The organism is Streptomyces sp. NPDC004031, from assembly GCF_053604375.1.
Genome location: NZ_JBSGHL010000008.1, coordinates 135250 through 157492, shown reverse-complemented (window position 1 = coordinate 157492; position 22243 = coordinate 135250). Strand labels below are relative to the sequence as shown.

The following is a 22243-nucleotide window of genomic DNA, read 5'->3' as shown; positions in this document are numbered from 1 at the left end:
CGGCGCGATGGCCGGAAGTTGTCCACAGGCTGGGGACGGAGCGGCCCGCGTACTGCTCTGGTTGATCTATGGTTCTGGGAGTCAGCAACCCACCACCCATAGGTGACCGGAGAAGGGCCAGCCGCCATGTCTGCCGAGACGTTCGAGTTCCAGGTGGAAGCGCGCCAGCTTCTGCAGATGATGATCCACTCGATCTACTCCAACAAGGACGTCTTCTTGCGGGAGCTGCTCTCCAACGCGTCCGACGCGCTGGACAAACTGCGGCTTGAGGCGCTGCGCGACGACACGCTCGGGGCCGACGTGTCCGATCTGCACATCACCATCGAGACGGATCCGCAGGCGCGCACCCTCACCGTCCGCGACAACGGCATCGGCATGTCCCGCGAGGAGGTCGTGCAGCTCATCGGCACGATCGCCAAGTCCGGTACGGCGGCCTTCCTCAAGGAGATGCAGCAGTCCGGGGACGCCGCCTCGGGCGAGCGGCTCATCGGCCAGTTCGGCGTCGGCTTCTACTCCGCCTTCATGGTCGCCGACGACGTCACGCTGCTCACCCGCCGGGCGGGCGAGACGGACGGCACCCGCTGGTCGTCCGGCGGCGAGGGCACGTACACCGTGGAGGACGTCCCCGACGCTCCGCAGGGCACCTCGATCGTGCTGAAGCTCAAGCCCGAGGACACCGAGGACCAGCTGCACGACTACACCTCGCCGTGGAAGATCCGGGAGATCGTCAAGCGGTACTCGGACTTCATCACCTGGCCGATCCGGATGGCCGCGGAGCAGCCCGCCGCGGCCGGCGACGAGGACGGCGAGGGCGCGGAGGCGGAGAGCGCCGCCCCCGAGCCGCAGACGCTCAACTCGATGAAGGCGCTGTGGGCCCGCTCCCGCGACGAGGTCACCGACGCCGAGTACCACGAGCTGTACAAGCACATCAGCCACGACTGGATCGACCCGCTGGAGACCGTCCGCCTCCAGGCCGAGGGCACCTTCGAGTACCAGGCCCTGCTCTTCATCCCCTCGCACGCGCCGCAGGATCTGTTCATGCAGGGCTACCGGCGCGGGGTCCAGCTCTACGTCAAGCGCGTGTTCATCATGGACGACTGCGAGGCGCTGCTCCCGTCCTACCTGCGCTTCGTCAAGGGTGTCGTCGACGCGCAGGACCTGTCGCTCAACGTCTCCCGCGAGATCCTCCAGCAGGACCGGCAGATCCAGCTCATGCACCGCCGCCTGGCCAAGAAGGTGCTCTCGACGGTCAAGGAGATGATGACCGCCGAGCCGGAGCGCTACGCCACCTTCTGGCGGGAGTTCGGCCGCGTCCTCAAGGAGGGCCTGCTCGGCGACAACGGCGAACGGGACGCGATCCTCGCCGCGTCCGTCTTCGCCACCACCCACGACAAGGACACGCCCACCACGCTGGCCGACTACGTGAGCCGCATGAAGGAGGGCCAGGAGCACATCTACTACCTGACGGGCGAGTCCCGCCAGGCGGTGGAGAACTCACCGCACATGGAGGCCTTCCGCGCCAAGGGCGTCGAGGTGCTGCTGCTGACCGACCCGGTCGACGAGGTGTGGGTCGACGTCGTGCCCGGCTTCGACGGCAAGCAGCTGCGCTCGGTCGCCAAGGGCGAGGTCGATCTCGGCGGCACCGAGGACGCCGAGAAGGCCGAGGGCGAACGGGAGAAGCAGCAGCAGGAGTACGCCGACCTGCTGGCGTGGATGACCGAGTCGCTGAGCGAGACGGTCAAGGAGGTCCGGCTGTCCTCCCGGCTGACGGTCTCGGCCGCCTGCATCGTCTCGGACGCGGACGCGATCACGCCCGCCCTGGAGAACATCTACCGGGCCATGGGCCAGGAGGTCCCGACGGTCAAGCGCATCCTGGAGGTCAACCCCGGCCACCCGCTCATCGCCGGCCTCAACAAGGCCCGCGCCGACCGCCCCGACGACCCCGCCCTCGGCGAGACGGCCGAACTCGTCCACTCCCTCGCCCTGCTGGCCGAGGGCGGCGAACTCACCGACCCGGCCCGCTTCGTCTCCCTCGTGACCGGCCGCCTGGAGGCGGGCCTCTAGGCCGTGTCCGCCCCGCCCAGTGTCCGCCCTGAGGGCGGGGCGGATGGTCACAAGATCCGCCGACTTCCCGTCCGGCTTCCCGGGACGTATCCGGCGGATCCGCCGCCTGCGGGGCGGAGGTGGCGGTACGGTCTGATACGGGGTCAGTGCTCATTGTGTGGGGGTGTGCGGTGACGGGTGTCGAGATCGCGGTCGGGTACGTGTTCGCCTATCTGGTCCGTAAGGCCAGGCGTGTGGCGGGCCGGGCGGACGCCGAGATCGACCGGGGGCTGGACGCCGGGATGGACCGTCTGCACGGCCTGGTCAGCGCCAAGCTCGGACAGGATCCCGCGCTGGAGCGCGCCGCCGAGGAGGCCGGGGCGGGGCAGGACGAGCCCTCCGAGCGCACCCGGCGCCGGCTGGCGGACTCCCTGGACGACGCGGCTGAGCACGACCCGGATTTCGCCCGGGTGCTGAAGGATCTGGTGGAGCGGCTGCAGGCCGCCGAGAAGGCCGCGCCCGGCGGGGTGTCGGCGTCCGGCGGCGGTCAGGCCATCGGCGGCAGCGTGACCATCACGGCGGAGGACGGCTCGGCCGCCGCCCTGACGATGGGCGACGTGACGATCGGCGCCCGTCCCGCGGACCCTCACCGGCCGGGCCCGGACCAGAGCTGACCGCGCCCGGTACCACCCCTCCCGCGCAGGCCGGGGCCGGGACGACGGTCACCGCGCGGCAGGGCTCGATCGCAGCTGATCGCATCGACCACGTGACGTATTACGCCGCCGCACCGCAGCCGGAGACATCGTGGCAGCGGGTGCGCGTGGGCGCGGTCCCCGCGCTGGCCTCCGCCTTCCAGCCCCGCCCCGGGCTGCGGGAGCGGATCGACGAGGCCCGCGCCGGGCACTCCACCGTGGTGCTCACCCAGGTGCTGTCCGGCGGTGGGGGAGTGGGCAAGTCGCAGCTGGCTGCCGCCTACGCCCTCCAGGCCCACGCGGCCGGTGTGGACGTGCTGGTGTGGGTGAACGCCGCCGAGACCTCGCAGATCGTGGCCGCCTACGCGACTGCCGCCGAGCAGGTCGGGGCGCCGGGCGGAGACGAGCAGGATCTGGAGGGCGACGCGCGCGCGTTCCTGGCCTGGCTGACCGTCACCGAGCGGTCGTGGCTGGTCGTGCTGGACGACCTCACCGATCTGGAAGGCGCCCGCACGTGGTGGCCGCAGCCGGCCGGCGGGGACAACGGCCGCGTACTTGCCACCACACGCCGCCGCGACGCGCTGGTCTCCGGCACCGGCCGGGCGGTCATCGACATCGGCACCTACACCCGTGGTGAATCCCTGGCCTACCTGCGCGACCGGTTCACCGGCGCGCACACCCCCCACCTGCTCGACGACCAGGCCCACGACCTGGTGGGGGAGCTGGGGAAGCTGCCGCTGGCCCTGGGCCACGCCGCCGCCTACATGATCAACGAAGACGTGTCCTGCGGTGAGTACCTGGCCTTGTTCACCGACCGCGCTTCCCACCTGGAGGCGTTGCTGCCGCCCGGCGCGGACACGGAAGGCTACGGGCGGCAGGTCACCACCTCGCTCCTGCTGGCCCTGGACGCCGCCGGACAACGCGAACCCGTCGGCCTGGCCCTGCCCGCGATCCGCCTCGCCGCCCGCCTCGACCCCGCGGGACACCCACGCGACGTCTGGGCCACCGCCGCCGCCACCGGCTACCTCACCGCCCACCGCTTACCGCTCACCGCCCCCACCGACGAGCCGCCGGCCGACGTCACCCCGGAACAAGCCCGCGCGGCCCTGCGCATCCTCCACCACTACGCCCTGCTCACCGTCGACAACCAGGCGGGGCACCGCGCGGTGCGCCTGCACGCCATCACCGCCCGCGCCGCCCGGGAGACCACCCCCCGCACGCAGGTCCTGGCCACCGTGACAGCCGCCGCCAATGCCCTCGCCACGATCTGGCCCGAGCACGACCACACCGCCCCGGACCTGGCCGCCGTCCTGCGGGCCAACACCGACATCCTCGCCGCCGTCGCCGGCGACCTGCTCTGGCAACCCGACGGCCACCCCGTCCTGTTCCAGGCTGGGGACAGCCTCCTCGACGCCGGACTGCACTCCGCAGCCCTCACCCACTGGCAGCATCTCGCCACCACCGCCGAGCGGCTGCTCGGCGTCGAACACCTCGACACCCTCACCGCCCGCGCCAACCTCGCCGCCGCCTACCGGCAGGTGGGCCGTACCGCCGAGGCGATCACCTTGCTGGAGCGGGTCCTGGCCGACCGCGAGCGGCTGGGCAGCGAGCACCCCGACACCCTGCGCGCCCGCGGCAACCTCGCTCTCTCCTACTGGCAGGCGGGCCGTACCGCCGAGGCGATCACCTTGCAGGAGCGGGTCCTGGCCGACAGCGAGCGGCTGCTCGGCAGCGAGCACCCCGACACCCTCACCTCCCGCGGCAACCTCGCCGCCTCCTACTGGCAGGCGGGCCGCAGCGCCGAGGCGATCACCTTGCTGGAGCGGGTCCTGGTCGACCGTGAGCGTTTGCTGGGCGGCGAGCATCCCGACACTCTCACCTCCCGTGCCAACCTCGCCTCCTCCTACGCACAGATCGGCCGCCCGGCCGAGGCGATCGTGATCGAGGAGCGGGTATTGGCCGACCGTGAGCGTTTGCTGGGGGGCGAGCATCCCGACACTCTCACCTCCCGTGCCAACCTCGCCGCCTCCTATTGGCAGGCGGGCCGTATCGCCGAGGCGATCACCTTGCAGGAGCGGGTCCTGGTCGACCGTGAGCGTTTGCTGGGCGGCGAGCACCCCGACACCCTGCGCGCCCGTACCAACCTTGCCGCCTCCTACCGGCGGGGCGGGCGCGCCGCCGAGGCGATCACCCTGCTGGAGCAGGTGTCGGCCGACAGCGAGCGTTTGCTGGGCGGAGAGCATCCCGACACCCTCACCGCCCGCGCCAACCTCGCCGCCTGCTACTGGCAGGGCGGGCGTACCGTCGAGGGGATCACCCTGCTGGAGCAGGTGTCGGCAGACCGTGAGCGTTTGCTGGGCAGCGAGCACCCCGACACCCTCGCGGTGGCAAATGCGCTGCGCGCGTGGGCAGACGTGGGCGGGGAGTAGGGCGAGGAGCAGGGCGCGGTGAGAAGCGTGCCGTCGATCACCCGCCGCCGAGACCGACGCGTCCCCCGCCCGTCGTCCGTTCGGGTCAGCCCCGCATGCGGCGGGGGCGGGGCGGGCGAATGCTGACCGGAGGGGCCGCCGAGGTGGCCGCTCCGGTCCGGGGAGGTGCCCGTGTGCGCGATGGATGGTCCGGCCGACGTGCCGGAGCGTCGACCGGCGGAGCCGGCGGGGGCCGTCCCCGAGGGCCTCGCCGCCCGGATCGCCGCGCTCATGCCGCGCGCCAAGGCGGATCTCGCCGAGCTGGTCGCGATCCCCTCCGTCGCCGACCCCCGGCAGTATCCGCCCGAGGAGTGCCGTCGCGCCGCACAGTGGGTCGCCGACGCCCTCACCGAGGCGGGTCTGCACGATGTGCACCTCGCCGAGACCCCCGACGGCAGCTCGGCCGTCCTCGGTCACCGTCCGGGTCCGCCCGGCGCGCCCACCGTCCTGCTCTACTGCCACTACGACGTGCAGCCGCCGCTCGACGAGAAGGCCTGGCGCACCCCGCCCTTCGAGCTGACCGAGCGCGACGGCCGCTGGTACGGGCGCGGCGCGGCCGACTGCAAGGGCAACATCGTCATGCACCTCACCGCGCTGCGTGCCCTCGGCGACGACCTGCCGGTGAACGTGAAGTTCGTCGCCGAGGGCTCGGAGGAGCAGGGCACCGGCGGCCTGGAGCGGTACGTCGCCGCGAACCGCGAGCTGTTCACCGCCGACGCCCTGCTGGTGTGCGACACCGGCAACGCCGAAGTGGGCACGGGCACGGCCACCGTGTCGCTGCGCGGCCTGGTCAACGTGGTGGTGACCGTCGAGACGCTGGCCGGCGAGGTGCACTCGGGCATGTTCGGCGGACCGGCGCCCGACGCGCTGGCCGCGCTCGTCCACGTGCTCGCCACGCTGCGCGACCCGGAGACCGGCGGCACCCGGGTGCAGGGCCTGCCCGGCGACGGCCGCTGGAAGGGCGAGCCCTACGACGAGGTGCGGTTCCGCGAGGACGCCGGTGTGCTCGAAGGGGTTCCGCTCACCGGCTCGGGCAGCGTCGCCGACCGGCTGTGGGCCCGCCCCGCCGTCACCGTCCTGGGCATCGACTGCCCGCCCGTCGTCGGCTCGGCCGCCGCCGTGCCCGCCACCGCGCGGGCCCGTGTCTCGCTGCGCATTCCGCCGGGGCTCCAGGCGCATCTGGCCGAGCGCTCACTCATGGACCACCTGGCGAACGCCGCGCCCTGGGGCGTCCGCGTCACCGTCGAACCGGAGGGGACCGGCGAGCCCTTCGCCGCGGTCACGGACGGGCCCGCGTACCGGGCGCTCGGCGAGGCGATGCGCAAGGTCTACGGCAAGCCGATGGCCTTCGTCGGGCAGGGCGGCTCCATCCCGCTGTGCAACGTGCTGGCCGACAGCTACCCGCGGTCGGAGATCGTCCTCATGGGCGTCGAGGAGCCGCTGTGCCTCATCCACGCGCCCAACGAGAGCGTCGACCCGTCCGAGATCCAGCACATGGCCGAGGTCGAGGCCCGTTTCCTGACCCTCTTCGGCGCCTCCCGCCGGTGAGGCGGTGAGGCGGTGAGGCGCGGTGAGCCCGTGAACCCTTCCGACCCGCAGCCGTCCCCGTCCCCGGCCCCGTCCCCGTCCCCGTCCCCGCAGGGCCGTACGCCCGAGGTCCCGGCGGACGCCCCCGGCACCTGGGCCGTCCCCACCGCCGGGCCGTCGGGCGCCCCGCCCGACCCGGCCGACCGGGCCGCGCACCGCGAGACGGTCGCTTTCCTCGCCGACCTCTCCCGCCTCCTGCTCGACACCAGCGGCGAGGGCGCCGAGCAGGTCCACCGCTCCGTCGGCGCCGCGGCCCGCGGGCTCGGCGCGTACGCGGACCTGGTCGTGGTGCCGGACGGCGCCACCGTCACCGTCACCTCGCACGGCGAGCTGAGCACCGTGACCGTCCGCGGCTTCCCCGAGGCCTTCCGGATGGACCAGGTCATCGCCCTCAAACCGCTGCTCACGGACGTGTCCGCGGGCCGTCTGGACACCGCCGCGGCCGCCCGCGCGCTCGCCGCGATCCGTGACGCGCCGCAGCCGTACCCGTGGTGGCTGCGGCTGCTGGGCATCACGCTCTTCGCGGTCGGCTTCGCGCCGCTCATGCAGCCCACCTGGTACGAGATCTGGACGTCGGCGGTGCTCGGCGCGATCACCGCGACGCTCGCCGTCAGCGCCGGGCGGGCGCGGCGGCTCGCGGCGATCCTGCCGCTGGTCGCGGCCGCCACCGTCTCGCTTCTCACGCTGGAGGTCTTCGCGCGCACCCCCGCGCACGGCGGCCCGGTGCTGCTGATGCTGCCCGCGCTCTTCTACTTCGTCCCCGGCGACTACCTGTCCGCCGCCACCGCCGAACTCGCCGCCGGATTCCTCACCACGGGCGCGATCCGGCTGGTCTACGCGGTGTTCCTGCTCGTCCAGCTCTTCCTCGGGGTGCTGCTCGGACTGGCCGTCACCGGCCGCTCCCGGCACGACCTGTTCGATGTCGCCGCCACCTCCGATCTGCCGCGCTGGGCGCTCTTCCTGGCCTGGATCGTCTTCACCGCCGGCACCGTGCTGGCCTTCGCCGTGCCCGTACGGCACCTGGGCATGCTGCTCCTGCTGGTGTACGCGACGGTGGGCGTCCAAACCGGTGCGACCAAGCTCGTCGGCGAGGTCGGCGGCACCTTCGCGGCCGCCGTGGTGCTGGGCGCGGCGGCCACCTGGCTCGGTGCCCGGCCGGGCCTGCCGCCCCGTCTGGTGCTGCTGCTGCCCGGCTTCTTCACCCTCACGGTCGGCTCGCTGGGCCTGCGCGGCCTGACCGCGCTCGCGGGCGGCTACCCCGTCGAGGGCTTCCGCGACCTGACGAAGCTGGTCACGATCGTCACGGCCATCGCCGTCGGCCTGCTGGTCGGCGCGGTCGCCGCGGAACGCCGGCCGGGAGCCGCCGCCACGGCATGATGCTGCGTATGAGCGAGTCGGAACACGGCACGGGCGGGGTCGGCGGCAGCGGGGGAGACGGCGGGCTGGCGCACGGTCTCGTCCCGATGAGCGGGCGCGACCCCGAGGAGCACGGCCGCGTCTCCACGCCCCTGGAGCTGCTCTTCGACCTCACCTTCGTCGTCGCCGTCGGCACCGCGGCCGGGCAGTTCGCGGACATGGTCGCCGAGGGCGTCTACGGCAAGGGTGCCGTGGCCTTCGTCCTCGCGATGTTCGCGATCTCCGTGGCCTGGATCAGCTTCAGCTGGTTCTCCTCGGCCTTCGGCACCGACGACTGGCTCTACCGCGTCCTGACGATGCTCCAGATGATCGGGGTCGTCGTCTTCGCCCTCGGCCTGCCCGCGATGTTCCACTCCGTCAAGGAGGGCGGCCATCTGGAGCTGCGGGCGATGGTGATCGGCTACGTCGTGATGCGGGTGGCGATGGTCGCCCAGTGGTGGCGGGCCGCGCGCGCGGCGCCGGACTTCCACGACGTGGGCATGGCCAGCATCCGCTGGACGGTGGTCGTGCAGGCCGGCTGGGTGGTCGTCGGCTTCGTGACGATGCCGCAGGCGGCCGCCTTCACGCTCTTCGCCGTCCTGGCGATCATGGAGCTGCTGCTGCCGGTGTTCGGCCAGGGCGGCGCGGGCGGCACGCCGTGGCATCCGCACCATGTCGCCGAGCGCTACAGCCTCTTCGCGATCATCACCCTGGGCGAGGGCGTCGTCGGCACCGTCGCCTCTTCGGGTGAACTTCTGGGCGGCCGGGACGGCACGATGTGGACGTGGAACGCCGTCGCGATCGTCATCGCGGGCGTCGGCCTGACCTTCGGCATGTGGTGGGTGTACTTCGCCGTGCCGTGGGGCGACATCCTCGTCCACCGCAGGTCGCGCGGCTACCTGTTCGGCTACGGCCACATGGCGGTCTTCCTCGGCATCGCGGGTGCGGGCGCGGGGCTGCACGTCGCGGGCCTGAGCCTGGAGGAGCACGCGCACATCGGCGACCTCGCCGTCGTGCTCGCCCTCGTGCTGCCCGTCGGCCTCTACCTGCTGACGGTCTATCTGCTGCACACCCTGCTGCTGTCCGCGCCCGACCCCTTCCACCTGCTGCTCATCGGCCTGACGCTGCTGGTCCTGCTGGCCGCGGCGCTGCTGGCCGCGGCCGGTGTCGCCGTCCCGACGTGCCTGCTCGTCCTGACGCTCGCGCCGTTCGTGACGGTGGTCGGCTACGAGACGGTGGGGCACCGGCACCAGCGGCGGATGCTCGCGGACATCGGGGCGGCACGGAATTCCTGACACGTGAATGTCAGATGAATGTCAAACTTTATATCTCATCATCCCGGGCGGGTCGTGGTGAATACCCCGTGATATCGGGAGTACCTTTCTCGGCAGCGGAAGTCATCAGTCGATTTCCGTTATCCGAGAGGACGTTCGATGAGCAAGGCAAGGAAGGTTCTGGGCGGGGCCGCGGCGGTGCTGTCGGCGACCGCCCTGGCCACGGTCATGGGCATGGCCACGGCCACGGCGGCGGACCGCGACGGCGTCTGCAACGCCGGCGTCTCCGGGCAGGCGAGGACCGGCGAGTTCTGCCTGTACTACAACTCCAACCAGGCGGGGTCGCTTTTCGACAGCCGCTACGAAGACGGGAATATCAAGAACCTCGCCGGTTACACGTTCCTGACCAAGGGGCTCGCCGGATACGGCCAGTACGTCAAGAACAATGCGGCCTCGGCGTGGAACCGCAACGTCACCAAGTCCGTGTACGTGTACTTCAACAGCAATTTCATGGGCGCCTCCGACTACGTCGGCACGCTCCAGAAGAAGCAGCTGGTGAACACGTACAACCAGAACGCGTCCTACCTCTGGACGCAGTAAGGCCCGCTGTGCCGATCCATCCCGCCCGGCCGCGCGCCGGGCTCACGGCGGCCGCGGCGTGTGCCGCGGCCGCCGTCGCCGTCACCCTCGCCGCGACCGCGGGCTGCACGTCCTCCGCCGGTGACCGCGACCCCGGCCGCCCCTCGGCGACCGGCAGCGCGGCGCACGCCCCGGCCGCGGAACCGGGCTCGGACCCGGCCGCGGATCCGGGCTCGGACCCGGACGCCGCCGCGCCGGACATTCCGCTCGCCGCCTACCTGCCCTCCGGGCGCCAGCTGCGCGACTACGCCACCGCCCGGCAGATCCTGGCCAACCGCTGCCTCGCCGGTCTCGGCTTCAGCCCCGACCCGCTGCCGCCCGCCTTCACCGCGGACGACGCCGACGTCACCTCGCTCACCGCCAGGCGCTACATGCTCACCGACCCCGCGACCGCCCGCGTCTACGGCTACCACACGTCGCTCACCCCGTCGTACGTCCGCGTCGACCGCCGCGACCACGCCGCCCAGCAGGCCGAGCAGGCCCCGCGGCCCGACCACCGCAGCGCCGCCGACCGCGCGCTCGTCAGCCTCGGCCTCGACCCCGCGGGCAACCCGGTGCCACACCCCCGCATCGACGGCCGCCCGGTGCCCGAGGGCGGCTGCACCGCCCAGGCCAACCGCGCCCTGACCGGCACCGACGACGCGCTGACCCGCGCCGACCTGCCCAACAAGCTGCAGATCGACACCTGGCAGCAGTCCCTCGCCAACCCGGCCGTGCGTCGCGCCTTCGCCGACTGGTCGGCCTGCATGGCCGCCCGCGGCCAGCACTACCCCGACCCGGTCGCCGTCGACAACGCCGCCGACTGGCAGTCCGCGACCCCCTCCGCCCGGGAGCTGGCCACCGCGACCGCGGACGTGGCGTGCAAGCGGCAGGCGCACGTCGTCGGCATCTGGAACACCGCGGACGCCGCCCTCCAGAAGGCAGCCGTCACGCGCGACGCCGCCGCCCTCGACGCCGTCCGCGCCGCCCTCACCACGACGATGGCGAAGGTGCGCGCGGTGCTCGACGCCCCCGGGGCGTCCTGAGACGGCGGATCCCGCTACTGAGAACCGCCGCCGTCGGTCGGGGTCGGGGTCGGCGTCGGGGACGTCGGGGGCTGTGTCGTCGGCGCCGGGGAGGTCGGCGTCGCCGGGTCCGGGGTCGTGGGGGCGGTCGGGTTCGGCTGCGGGGTGGTGGCCGAGGGGTCGGGCCGGGGGGTGACATGGCCTTCGCCGGGGGCGGTGCCGGTGGGGTGCGGGGTGTCCGGCTGCTCCCGGTCGGTGGGGGCGGACGGGGTGTCGGTGCCGGACCCACCGCCGCCGCCGGAGTGGCCGGAGCCGTGGCCGCCGCCCGTGAAGGCGTTGCCGATGGTGGTGCCGCCGTGGCCGCTCAGGTTCTCGCCCGCGATGGCCTCGTAGCCGGTGATCCCGGCCATCGTGAGCCCGAACGCGAGCGCGACGGCGACCACGGGCCGCCGCCATCCCCGCCGCCGCCCGGCCCGGTAGGAGGTGGCGGCGCCGTAGCCGTCATGGGCGTCGGTGGCCTCGGGCGTACGGTCCGGGTCCCGGTTGTGGTCGGAGACGGGGGAGGCGGGGGAGACGGCCGTACGGTCCAGGTCCTCCCGGGGGAGCGTCGTGGTCGCCCGGTGCGATACATCGGTCCAGGTCAGCGCTCGGCGGGCGGCGGGGCCCGCCTGGACGGCGGCCTCCTGGACGCGGCGGCCGGTGTGCCGGAAGACGTACTGCAGGACGGAGCCGCCGCACGTGCCCAGCGCGCTGACCACGCCCGCGCCCACGATCGTGCCGTAGACGCCGAGGTTCGAGGCGAGCTTGGCGGCGACGACCGCGGCCACCGCGCTGCCCGCCACCTGCGGCACGCTGAGGTCGAGCCCGCGCTTGCGGTCGGCGGGAACGGGCGCGGGCGCGTCCAAGGCGGCCGCGTCGCCCGCACCCCGCGTACCGTCGCCGTGCGCGTCCGTGTCCGTGTCCGCGCGCACCGGCTGTGCGTCCCCGGGCCACTCCGGGGCCGCCGGGTGCCGGTCCGCGCTCCTCGCCTCGCCCATGCCGGACTCCGCCCGTCCTTCCCCTCGCCCTTCGCGGGATTCGCCGTTCGTGGGGAGGGACGAGCAGGCGGAAGCAGCAGTTCCGTTTGTCGGATTTTCGTGAGCTACGCCACCGTGGCCCGGTTCGTCCGATACGCGCCCGGTACGTCTCCGGTACGTCTCCGGTACGCGCCCGGTTACGCCCTGACCTGGATCAGCGCGTGCGTCCCGCTCGTCCGCCAGGCGCCGCCCGCCGCGTCGAGCGCGTCCGCCGTCCGTGCGGTCAGCCCGGTGACGACGTCGGACTTGAGCGTGCGCAGCGCCGCCACCGGCCCCGGGAAGCCCGCCGTGACCTCGGCGAAGGGTGTCGTCACGGGCCACAGCCGGTCCTCGACCAGGCGCCGGTAGTTCAGGTCGCCCTTCATGATCGTGAGCGTCGCGGCCGCGAAGTCCGCGCGCAGGTCGGCGGGCATGTCCGCGTACGGGAGCGGCGCGCAGGAGAACGGGTGCGTGCGCAGGCCGAGCCGCCCGTCCGCGATCGCGTCGCGCAGCCGCCGTCCCAGCTCCGCGCCGGGACCGGCGGCCGTCCGGTCCAGGCAGTCGAGCACGTCCCGCACGGTGGCGTCGGAGACGAAGTACGGATACGCCTTCAGGTGCAGCACGACGTCCGCGGCCCGCCCGGTGCCCAGCAGGTGGTCGGCCAGCACCAGGTCCGGCAGCAGCTCGGGCCCGGCGTTGTCGGCGACGAGGCAGACCGTGCCGGGCGGCCCGCCGTCCAGCACCTCCCACAGCGCGGCGCTGTCGTCGGCGACCAGCCCCGGCACCGCCTCGCCCTCCCCGCCTTTCCCGCCCTTTCCGCCCTTTCCGCCCTTCCCCGAGGACATCCGGAAGCCCAGGTCGGCCCGGTTGCCCCACAGCGAGGACAGCAGGACGGCGGTGTCCCGTTCCGTCGCGGGCAGGTGCGGCAGCCGCTCCAGCGCCGCCAGCTCCTCGTCGACCTTCCCGGCGGCCAGCTCCTCCCGCTTGAACGGCGCGAAGGGGTCGACGCCCTGCCACGGACCCGCGGCGAAGTAGCCCAGTGCGCCGAGGAGTCTGCGGTAGAAGTAGCTCTCGGCCCACAGGAACGGCACCTCGGCCCAGCGCCGTCCCACATGTCCTTCCCCCCACTCCCGCCAGATCGCCGCCCCCGGCCCCCCGTCCTCCAGCGGTCCGACGACCCCGCCCTCCGCGATCTCCGCCAGCAGCGCGTCGAGCGCCCGCTGCTGCTCCGGCGGGTAGGGCGTGGCCCGGCGGACCCGCTCGACCAGCGCGGGATGCCGTTCGTGCAGCACCCCCCAGGCGAAGGAGCCGGGAATCTCCCCGGTGACGACGGGAGCCCCGCCCTCCGGCGGCACGGACGTCATGTCTGCCTTCTCCCTCCACGGCGGCCCGTTCTCGTACGGGGCATCCGCCCCCGCCGAGTTGATCAGCTCGCACCGGGATCGTCCACGTCCCACGCGGTGCCGGGCGTCCCGGGGCCGGGCGCGCCGCGCGTTCGCGCATATGTGCCCGTGGATGTACGGGTACGCCCGCCCCTACCGTTTTGCGTGGGGCCCCGCGGGGCGCGGGGCCGGGTGCGGCGTCGGGTGCGGCGCCGGGAGGGAGGCGCTTGTGGCCAGCGTGTTTCAGGAACACAAGTTCAGGGGGATGTTCGCGGCGTTCGACGCGGACGGCGACGGCTATCTGCGGGAGGACGACTTCCGGGCGCTCGCGGACCGCTGGGGCGAACTGCCCGCGGTGGGACGGGACGCTGACCTGCGCGCCCGCGTCGAGAGCCTGCTCCTGGGCTGGTGGGGGCTGATCGCCGGGATCGCCGACGCGGACGGGGACGGCGCGGTCGACCTGCCCGAGATGCTCCAGGTCGTCGACCGGCTCCCCACGATGCTCGCCGAGGTCACGGCGACCGCCGACACCATCTTCGACGCGGTGGACGCCGACGGCGACGGCCGCATCACGCGCGAGGAGCACCACCGGCTCGTCGAGACGTGGAACGGCCGCCCCGAGAACCTGACGGGCGTCTTCGACCTCCTCGACCTCAACGGCGACGGCCACCTCAGCCGGTCCGAGTTCGCCGAGCTGTGGCGCCAGTTCTGGACCAGCGACACCCCCGCCGACCCCGGCACCCACCTCTGCGGCCTCATCCCGCCCCCACGCTCCTGACCCCCGGACCGGTACGGCGACGGGGGTGGCGGGCCCGTCACCCCCGTCGCCGTCACGTCCCCGGCCCGTCACCCCCGGGTTGCCGTCACTCGCCGGGCGCCAGGCAGAACGGGTGCCCCTCGGGGTCGGTGAGCACCACCCAGTTGTCCTCGCCCGGCTGGAAACCGGGCTTGCCCGCCCCCGCGGCGAGCAGTTCCTCGACGGTGCCGCCGACGTCGTGGACGGTGAGGTCGAGATGCGCGTGCGCCGGAGCGGACGGCCAGTCCGGCGCCCGGTGGCCCTCGACGCGCTGGAAGGCGATCTGCACCGGGCCGCCGTCGCCGAGCGTCGCGTACTCCGCGTCGCTGGAGGTGACGTCCCAGCCGGTGGCCGTCCGGTAGAAGGCGGCGAGGGCCGCCGGGTCGGCGCAGTCGACGACGATCGTGGTGGACAGTGTGCGGACGGACATGAGGTGACCTTTCGTCACGACGACAGGTGGGCGCGCCCCCCGCCACCGCCGCCGACCGGCGGGGCAGGAGCACGCGGACCAGCCTGCGGGCCCCCGCCGTCCACCGTCTTGGACATCCTTGCGGGGCGGCCCCGGGGACGCCGGGCCCCGGGACGTACGTCCCCGCGCGGCATCGCGGCCGCTCCCGTTGTCAGACCCCCGGGCTAGCGTTCAGGTGTGCGCTCGGCCACCACCCTCGCGAGCCGGCCCGACTTCAGCGTCACCGCTGTGTCCTGCCGGGACGACCACACGCGCTGGTCGGAGCCCGAGGTGCACGACGACTACCGGGTGGTGCTCGTACGCCGTGGCCGTTTCCGCCGCCGCGCGTCCGGCGCCGCCGCCGACCTGGACACGACGTTGGCGTACGTCGGCGTCCCCGGACAGGAGGAGCACTTCGCCCACCCCGCGGGCGGTGACGACTGCACGTCCGTGAGCGTCACCCCGGCGCTGTGGCGCGCGATGGCCGGTGACGCGGCGCGCCCGCCCGCCGCGGGCGTGTACGTCGACGCGCGTCTCGACCTGGCCCACCGCCGTCTGCTGGCGAGCGCGCGGGCCGGTGACGTCGACTTCGCGCTGACGGAGGAGCTGCTCGGCCTGCTCGCCGCGACCGTCACCCGGGCGGTCACCGCCCCCGTACCCCCGCCCGGCGGCGATGCCGCGCTCGTCGCCTCGGCCCGCGAGGCGATCACCGCGGCCCACCCCGCCGCCGACGGTCTGCTCCCGCTCGCGCAGCTGCTCGACGTCTCCCCGTACCGGCTGAGCCGCGCCTTCACCCGCGAGCTGGGCGTGTCCCTCACCCGCTACCGCAACCGGGTCCGGGTCGCCCGCGCCCTCGACCGCCTGGAGCAGGGCGAACCCAGCCTCGCCGTCCTCGCCGCCGACCTCGCTTTCGCCGACCAGTCCCACCTGACCCGCACCCTGCGCCACCACCTCGGCCGTACGCCCAGGTCGCTGCGCCGCCTGCTGTCCCCGGCGGAGGGCGGTGTCCCGGCGGCGGGCGGAACCCCGGCGGAGGGCGGGGGAACAGCGGCTCACGGGCTCGTCAAAAGTGCGCAAAGGCGGTGATCGTTCGTGCCGGATCAGCCGGATTTGGCCGCGCCCGGCGCCCAGAACGCCGTGGCCCGGACGCCTTTCCTGTGCCTAGCCTGTCCCTCGCCCGCGCTCGGCGCGGTACGCCTGACAGGCCCTCAAGGGGCCGGGGCGATGGGGACGTTCCAGTCCGTGGGGGGAAAACCATGTCGTACACACGAAATCGCCGTGCCGTGGCCCTGGTGGCCACCGCCGGCGCCGCGGTGGGCCTCGCGCTCACCGGGGTCGCCCCGGCGCACGCCGACGACCAGCCGGTTCTCACACTCCGGCAGACCGCACCGGTCGCCGTCTCCCCGGCCACACTCGCCGGGGTCTCGACGACCACCTCGCCCTACCTCTCGTTCACCACGACCGCGAGCAGCCTGAGCGCCAACGTCACGCTGACGGTCGACGTGACGCAGCTCTCCGCGATCGCGGACGTGACCTTCTCCGACAACTGCACGGTCGTCGAGCACGTCGCGAGCTGCTGGGAGATGTTCTTCTACGACAACCTCGACGGCGTCGGCTCGATCGGCGCCCTCACCCAGATGACGATCAAGGCGAAGGCCGGCGCCCCGGCCGGGGCGTCCGCCGACTACACCGTCAGCGGCACCGCGGACAACGCGGTCGTCGTGGGCGGCACGGGCACGGTGGACATCGGCGGACCCGCCTACGACCAGACCCAGCCGACGAACCTCACCGGTGTCGCGGTCGGCTCCGCCGTCACCGAGCCGGTGCGCTTCACCAACCGGGGCGACCGCCCCGCGGACGGCACCCAGGCCCTGCTGTGGGCCTCGCCCGGCATCGGCTTCGCCCGGCACTTCGCCAACTGCCGCTACAGCGGCGAGGGCGACCCCCGGGAAGCGGCCCTGGCGCTGTGCGACATCCCCGGCGAGGTGCTGCCGGGCGAGAAGGCCGCGCTCGCACCCGCGGTGCGGCTCAACGTCGAGTCGACCGCCTACGCCACCTACCTGGACTCGATGATCGCGCCGGCCGGCGACCCCGGCATCGCGCAGTCCGCCGCCGGCCGCGAGTGGACGCAGGGCACCGGCGGGCAGCTGACGCTCAAGACCCTCACGCCCGGAACGCCCACCGACGCACCGGCCGGCACCGTGTCGCTGAGCCAGCGCGGTGCGCACGGCGACTACCGCATCACCAGCATCCAGGCCGCCAACACCGCGGACTTCTCGGTGACCGGCGCCACCGCCACGGCCGCCGCGGGCGACGACGTGACGCTCGACCTCGCCATGACCAACAACGGCCCCGCGACCATCTTCGACCGCAGCGGCGACACGAGGATCGCGACCGTCCACCTCCCGCCCGGCACCACCCCGGTCAGCGCCTCGGCCAACTGCCACCCGCAGGGCGCCACGTCCTACTCCTGCTCGAACGGCGACATCGTCTCCCCGGCGGGCGAGGTCTCGCACTTCTCCCTCACCGTCCACGTCGACGAGGTGATCCCGGCCGCGCAGGGCTCGATCTCCATGAACTGGGGCCCGTCCGGCCGCCCCGCCTACGACCCCGACCCGGCGGACGACACCGCCCCGATCACCCTGAACTGACCCCGGCCCGCCCCCGGGAGCCCGCCTCCCGGGGGCGGCGCCGTCCCGTCCGCGCCCCCGGCGCCACGGTGACGGGGTCACCGTCCGGGCGCTGCCGCGACACCCCGCCCGGTCTCCGCGCCGCGCTGGCGGCGGGCCTCGTACAGGACGACGGAGGCGGCGTTCGCGGCGTTCAGCGAACTGGCCGAACCCGTCATGGGAATGCGGGCCACGTGGTCGCACAGGCCGCGCCACGCCGCGCTGAGCCCGGCCGTCTCGTTGCCGATGAGCAGCAGGACCGGCCCGGTCAGGTCGGTGTCCGCGATGTCGGCGTCCCCGTCCTCGTCCGTCCCGACGACGGCCACCGGCCGCCCCCGCGCGCGCTCGGCCTCAAGCCACCGCGTCACCTCGTGGTGCGACGGGCTGCGCACGACGGGCACGGCGAAGAAGGAACCGGTCGACGCCCGCACCGACTTGGGGTCGTACGGGTCGGCCGCGTGCCCGGTCACGATGAGCCCGTCGGCGCCGAAGGCGTCCGCCGAGCGGACGATGCTGCCGATGTTGCCCGGCTGCGTCGGACGGTCGAAGAGCAGCCCGAGGAAGCGGTCGTGGACCCTGATCCGGTCCAGGCTGTCCGGGGCCATCTCGACGACGGCCAGGATCTCCGCCGACCCGTCCGCCTTCTCGCTCAGCTCCGCGAGCAACTCCGATGCCACGGCGACCCGTTCGGTCCCGGTCCGGCGCAACAGCTCCTCGGCCCACCGGGACGGTGGCCGCCCGGCGTCGTAGAGCAGCGCCCGCACCGTCCAGCCGTGCTCGACGGCCAGCGATATCGGCCGCACGCCCTGCACGAGGAACTCCCCGGCCCGCCCGCGCTTGGTGCGGTTGCCCAGCAGCGTCTGCAACTGCTGGAAGCGGGCGTTGCGCGTCATGATGCGCTGCACTGCCACCCCGTGTTCCCCCTCCACCGCGCCTAGGGTCACGGTATGACGATCACCGTACGCAGGTCCCGCCCGGAAGACCACGCCGCGATCCTCGCCCTGATGGACCAGGCCCGCGGCGACGACCTCTCCCCCGAGGAGCGGGCCCGCCGCGGTTTCGTCCAGGGCACCATGACCCCCGACCTCCTCGCCCGCCTCCAGGACGGCCCTGGCATCTTCGTCGCCGAAGCCGACTCCACGGGCGACCTCGCGGGCTTCGCGATCACCAGCGAGCCCGGCGGGCTCCCCCCGCACCACCCCGCCGCGGCGGCCGTCACCGCGGTCACCGAAGCCGCCGACCACGACCTGGGCCGCCTCTTCCTCTACGGCCCCGTCGCCGTCGCCCCCGCCCACCAGGGCCGCGGCATCCTGACCCGCCTCCTCACCACCCTCAGCCACACCCTGAAGGACAGCTACGACCTGGCCGTCGCCTTCGTCGAATCCACCAACACCCGTTCCCTCGCGGTCCACCGCCACTACGCGATGACCGAGGCCGCCACCTTCACCCTCACCGACCGCACATACGTGGCCTTCACCTTCGCCCCGGCGACCTTCGCGAAGAGCGGGCCCGGCGACGGGTGAGGGCGGCAGGCCGATGCCCGGCCGAGGGCCGCCGGGCGGGCTACACGGGAGCCCCGGCCCGGTCAGGGAGCGCGGCGCCGCCCGGCACCGCGCGCAGGGCGACGTCGACGGTGGCGTGCAGTGCCTCGCGCCCCGCGCCGGCGGCCGCGTGGACGGCGTTGCCCTCGCTGACGACCATGACGTACCGGGCCAGGGCGACCGGGTCGGTGCCCGCGGGCAGGTCGCCCTCGGCGGCCGCGCGGGCGAGGCGGTCGGCCAGCGCCTGCTCACCCGCCAGCCGCCTGCCGGCGAGGAAGGCGGCGATGTGGCCGCCGTCGCCGCCCTGGGCGAGGGCGCCCTGCACGGACAGGCACCCGGGGGGCCGGTCGGGGCGGGTGAGCGCGTCGGCGTTGGCCCGGAGGAACGCCTCGACGACCGCGTAGGCGGTGGGCTCGGCGAGCGCCTCGCGGGCGTAGGCCATCTCCGCCTCCGCGTAGCGGTCGACGGCCCGGTGGAACAGCGACTCCTTGTTGCCGAACGCCGCGTACATGCTCGTCCGGTTGATGCCCATGGCCGCGGTGAGGTCGCTCAGGGACGCGCCCTCGTACCCCCGGCGCCAGAAGACCTCCATCGCCCGGTCCAGTGCCGCGTCCGCGTCGAAGCCCCGTGGCCTGCCGCGTTCCGCCATGGTGACCTCCGCGCCTCGTCCTCGGCCCGCTCAAATATTAACCGACCGGTACGGAAATAGTGCGGGCGGTGCCCCGGTTATTCGGTACCGAACGGTGCGGAAATCGCGCCACGACCGAGGAGTACGACCATGGGACAGCTCGACGGCAAGACCGCCCTCGTGACCGGTGCGACCTCCGGCATCGGACTGGCCGCCGCCCGGCGGCTCGCCGAGGAGGGCGCGCACGTCTTCCTCACCGGCCGTAGGCAGCAGGCGCTGGACGAGGCGGTGGCCTCGATCGGCGACCGCGCCACCGGAGTGCGCGCGGACGTCTCGAACCTCGACGACCTCGACCACCTGTTCGCGGCGATCGGGCAGGACGCGGGCCTGGACGTCGTGTTCGCCAACGCCGGCGGCGGCGAGTTCGCGGCGCTGCCCGACATCACCTGGCAGCACTACGCCGAAACGTTCCACACCAACGTCGGGGGCACCCTCTTCACCGTGCAGAAGGCGCTGCCCCTGCTGCGGCCGGGGGCCTCGATCATCCTGACCAGCTCCAACATCGACACCAAGGGCGCCGCGTCGTTCAGCGTCTACGCCGCCACCAAGGCCGCGATCCGCTCGTTCACCCGCAGCTGGGCCGCCGAGCTGGTGGACCGCCGGATCCGGGTCAACAGCATCGCCCCCGGCCCGATCGAGACACCGGGACTGAGCGGCCTGGCCGGTGACCCCGCCGCGGCCGAGCAGCTGCTGAAGGGCCTGGCCGCCGGAGTGCCGATGCACCGCCTCGGCAGCCCGGAGGAGATCGCCGGGACGGTGCTCTTCCTCGCCTCCGACGCCAGCAGCTACATGACCGGCGCCGAGATCTACGTCGACGGCGGCGCGAGCCAGATCTGACCCGGCCGCGCCGGCGGGCCACCCCCTGACCTGCCCCGTAGCGTGGAAGACGCCGAGCGCCGACCGGGCCCCGACCCGGTCGGCGCCCCCGGCGACAACTCCGAAGGAGAGCACCATGTCCGCACCGCCACCGCCGTCCGTACCGCCCACCGTGACCGACCTGCTGGCCGCCAACCTCCACGAGGTCTTCGGCAACCGCGACGCCGCCTCACGCCGGGCCGCGATCGAGCGGATCTACACCGACGACGTCACGTTCACCGACCCCGAGGGCGTCACCACCGGCTGGGACGCGCTAGAGGACAAGGCGCGCGCACTGCTCGACAAGGCCCCGCCCACCGCGGCCTTCACCGAGGACGGCCCGCCCTACACCGGCCCGGACCGCGGAGCCCTCGCCTGGGCGTTCGGCCCCGAAGGCCACCCCCTGGCGCGCGGCGTCGACATCATCACCGTCCGCGGCGGAAGGATCGCCACGGTGCTGACACTGCTCACCGCCTGAGCCATGGGCCGCCCTCGCGGCCGCCGGCAGCGAGGGCGGCCCGCGGCACCCGGGCCGACCCCACGGAGACGACGGCGGTGGCCCGTTCCGCGACGGCCCCGCCGTCAGTCGTCCCAGGCGGCGCCGAGCGCGAGCAGCCGGTCGCGGTACTCGATGTCCCGCACCCACTCCGCCGGCCACGCGTCGGCGCCGTGGTGGGCACCGGCGAAGGCCCCGGCGAGGGCGGCGACGGAGTCGGAGTCGCCGGAGGAGTACGCGGCCCGCCGGACCACCGACGGCGGGTCGTCGGGCAGCAGCAGGAAGCAGTACAGGCCGGTGGCGAAGGCCTCCTCGGCGATCCAGCCCGCCCCCGTGGCCGAGCACGGGTCGGCCTCCACGTCCGGTGCGCGCAACGCGCTCTCCACCCGGTCCAGCACCGCGAGGCACTCGTCCCAGCCGCGGGCGGCGAAGGACGTACGGTCCGGGTCCTGCGCGCGGTCGGCGAGATCGCCCAGCCAGTCGGCTCGGTAGTCACCGCGGCTCGCGATCGCGTACGCGCGGAGCGCGGGCAGCAGTTCGCCGGGAGCGGCGCCCTGGGCCAGCAGCCGCACGGTGTACGCGGTCAGGTCGCTGGCGGCCAGCGCGGTGGGATGCCCGTGCGTGAGGGCCGACTGCAACTGGGCCGCCCCGGAACGCTGCCGCCCGTCCAGCCCGGGGACCAGCCCCAGCGGCGCGACGCGCATGTTCGCCCCGCACCCTTTGGAGCCGACGTCGCTGGCCGCCTGCCACGCACCGCCACGGCTCAGCCGCTCGCACGAGCGCAGACACGTCCCGCCGGGCGCACGGTTGTTCTCCGGCGAGAAGTACCACTCGACGAAACGCGCGCGGACCGGCGGCTCCATCCGGCCGGCCGTCAGCAGACCCCCGCCCAGCGCCTCGACCAGCCCCTCGCCCAGGGCCAGCGTCATCTGCGTGTCGTCCGTGACGTACGCCCGCCCCGAGGAGAGCGGCAACGGCATGGTCCGCCACGGCCCGTACTTCGCAGCGATCTGCGCCATGCCGTTGAACTCCGTCGGAAACCCCATGGCGTCCCCGACAGCCAACCCCACCAGAGCCCCCGTAGCAGCCCGCTTCACCCCGCCCCCTCCCGCCTGCCTGCCCCACCTCTCCTGACCAACCTATCCGCCACCACTGACAGAAGCCCCCGGCTGCTCGACGGGCCCCGGCCCGGCTCAGCCCTCAGGCACCCT

20 protein-coding genes are annotated in these 22243 nt (G+C 73.8%); 14 read left to right on the top strand and 6 right to left on the bottom strand.

The genetic code is table 11. The features are described 5' to 3' along the window. Positions 1–126: 126 nt before the first annotated feature. The 8 genes from htpG (at position 127) to ACWERV_RS07445 (ending at position 11123) form a co-directional block, all read left to right on the top strand. On the top strand, positions 127–2064 hold the full coding sequence (gene htpG, locus ACWERV_RS07480) for a molecular chaperone HtpG (protein ID WP_398175688.1): 1938 nt from the start codon (positions 127–129) through the stop codon (positions 2062–2064). Between the two features lie 170 nt (positions 2065–2234). Further along, positions 2235–2717, top strand: coding sequence for a hypothetical protein (locus ACWERV_RS07475; RefSeq protein ID WP_452929950.1), 483 nt, complete (start codon positions 2235–2237; stop codon positions 2715–2717). A gap of 92 nt (positions 2718–2809) precedes the next feature. Beyond that, on the top strand, positions 2810–5164 hold the full coding sequence (locus ACWERV_RS07470; RefSeq protein ID WP_452929947.1) for a tetratricopeptide repeat protein: 2355 nt from the start codon (positions 2810–2812) through the stop codon (positions 5162–5164). 180 nt (positions 5165–5344) lie between these two features. Next, a complete protein-coding gene (locus ACWERV_RS07465) occupies positions 5345–6751 on the top strand; it encodes a M20/M25/M40 family metallo-hydrolase (protein WP_452929944.1) in 1407 nt (468 codons plus the stop codon). A 30-nt stretch (positions 6752–6781) separates the two neighbouring features. Then, a complete protein-coding gene (locus tag ACWERV_RS07460) occupies positions 6782–8167 on the top strand; it encodes a threonine/serine exporter family protein (RefSeq protein WP_452929942.1) in 1386 nt (461 codons plus the stop codon). 86 nt (positions 8168–8253) lie between these two features. After that, positions 8254–9480, top strand: coding sequence for a low temperature requirement protein A (locus ACWERV_RS07455; RefSeq protein WP_452930041.1), 1227 nt, complete (start codon positions 8254–8256; stop codon positions 9478–9480). Between the two features lie 138 nt (positions 9481–9618). Next, positions 9619–10059 carry a peptidase inhibitor family I36 protein gene (locus ACWERV_RS07450; protein ID WP_452929940.1) on the top strand — a complete coding sequence of 147 codons (441 nt, stop codon included), beginning with the start codon at positions 9619–9621 and terminating at the stop codon, positions 10057–10059. An 8-nt stretch (positions 10060–10067) separates the two neighbouring features. Beyond that, positions 10068–11123, top strand: coding sequence for a hypothetical protein (locus ACWERV_RS07445; RefSeq protein ID WP_452929937.1), 1056 nt, complete (start codon positions 10068–10070; stop codon positions 11121–11123). Positions 11124–11137: 14 nt separating this feature from the next. Here ACWERV_RS07445 and ACWERV_RS07440 read toward each other — a convergent pair whose 3' ends face one another. Together ACWERV_RS07440 and ACWERV_RS07435 are read right to left on the bottom strand one after the other, a co-directional pair. After that, positions 11138–12139 carry a hypothetical protein gene (locus ACWERV_RS07440; RefSeq protein WP_452929934.1) on the bottom strand — a complete coding sequence of 334 codons (1002 nt, stop codon included), beginning with the start codon at positions 12137–12139 and terminating at the stop codon, positions 11138–11140. A 176-nt stretch (positions 12140–12315) separates the two neighbouring features. Then, positions 12316–13521: a damage-control phosphatase ARMT1 family protein gene (locus ACWERV_RS07435; RefSeq protein WP_452929932.1), complete on the bottom strand. Its 1206-nt coding sequence runs from the start codon at positions 13519–13521 to the stop codon at positions 12316–12318. 247 nt (positions 13522–13768) lie between these two features. Here ACWERV_RS07435 and ACWERV_RS07430 point away from each other — a divergent pair, with 247 nt between their 5' ends. Next, positions 13769–14317, top strand: a complete 549-nt coding sequence (locus tag ACWERV_RS07430) for an EF-hand domain-containing protein (protein ID WP_452929929.1) — start codon at positions 13769–13771, stop codon at positions 14315–14317. 85 nt (positions 14318–14402) lie between these two features. On the opposite strand, the gene ACWERV_RS07425 is transcribed toward ACWERV_RS07430, so the two are convergent. Then, a complete protein-coding gene (locus ACWERV_RS07425) occupies positions 14403–14765 on the bottom strand; it encodes a VOC family protein (protein WP_452929926.1) in 363 nt (120 codons plus the stop codon). Between the two features lie 216 nt (positions 14766–14981). On the opposite strand from ACWERV_RS07425, the gene ACWERV_RS07420 reads away from it, so the two are divergent. After that, on the top strand, positions 14982–15869 hold the full coding sequence (locus tag ACWERV_RS07420; protein WP_452929923.1) for a helix-turn-helix domain-containing protein: 888 nt from the start codon (positions 14982–14984) through the stop codon (positions 15867–15869). 170 nt (positions 15870–16039) lie between these two features. Further along, positions 16040–17434 (top strand): hypothetical protein, encoded by a 1395-nt coding sequence (locus tag ACWERV_RS07415; protein WP_452929920.1) that lies wholly within the window; start codon positions 16040–16042, stop codon positions 17432–17434. Positions 17435–17511: 77 nt separating this feature from the next. Here ACWERV_RS07415 and ACWERV_RS07410 read toward each other — a convergent pair whose 3' ends face one another. Then, positions 17512–18363, bottom strand: coding sequence for a TrmH family RNA methyltransferase (locus tag ACWERV_RS07410; RefSeq protein ID WP_452929917.1), 852 nt, complete (start codon positions 18361–18363; stop codon positions 17512–17514). A gap of 36 nt (positions 18364–18399) precedes the next feature. Here ACWERV_RS07410 and ACWERV_RS07405 point away from each other — a divergent pair, with 36 nt between their 5' ends. Continuing rightward, positions 18400–18975: an N-acetyltransferase family protein gene (locus ACWERV_RS07405; protein ID WP_452929915.1), complete on the top strand. Its 576-nt coding sequence runs from the start codon at positions 18400–18402 to the stop codon at positions 18973–18975. 40 nt (positions 18976–19015) lie between these two features. Here ACWERV_RS07405 and ACWERV_RS07400 read toward each other — a convergent pair whose 3' ends face one another. Continuing rightward, complete coding sequence (locus ACWERV_RS07400; RefSeq protein ID WP_452929912.1) at positions 19016–19642, bottom strand: TetR/AcrR family transcriptional regulator; 627 nt, start codon at positions 19640–19642, stop codon at positions 19016–19018. A gap of 129 nt (positions 19643–19771) precedes the next feature. Between ACWERV_RS07400 and ACWERV_RS07395 the strand changes: the two genes are divergently transcribed. Further along, positions 19772–20518, top strand: a complete 747-nt coding sequence (locus ACWERV_RS07395) for an SDR family NAD(P)-dependent oxidoreductase (protein ID WP_452929909.1) — start codon at positions 19772–19774, stop codon at positions 20516–20518. Between the two features lie 115 nt (positions 20519–20633). After that, the gene (locus tag ACWERV_RS07390; protein WP_452929906.1) at positions 20634–21014 is read left to right on the top strand and encodes a nuclear transport factor 2 family protein; all 381 of its coding nucleotides are present in this window, start codon (positions 20634–20636) and stop codon (positions 21012–21014) included. Positions 21015–21118: 104 nt separating this feature from the next. Here ACWERV_RS07390 and ACWERV_RS07385 read toward each other — a convergent pair whose 3' ends face one another. Next, positions 21119–22129 (bottom strand): ADP-ribosylglycohydrolase family protein, encoded by a 1011-nt coding sequence (locus ACWERV_RS07385; RefSeq protein ID WP_452929904.1) that lies wholly within the window; start codon positions 22127–22129, stop codon positions 21119–21121. Positions 22130–22243 lie beyond the last annotated feature (114 nt).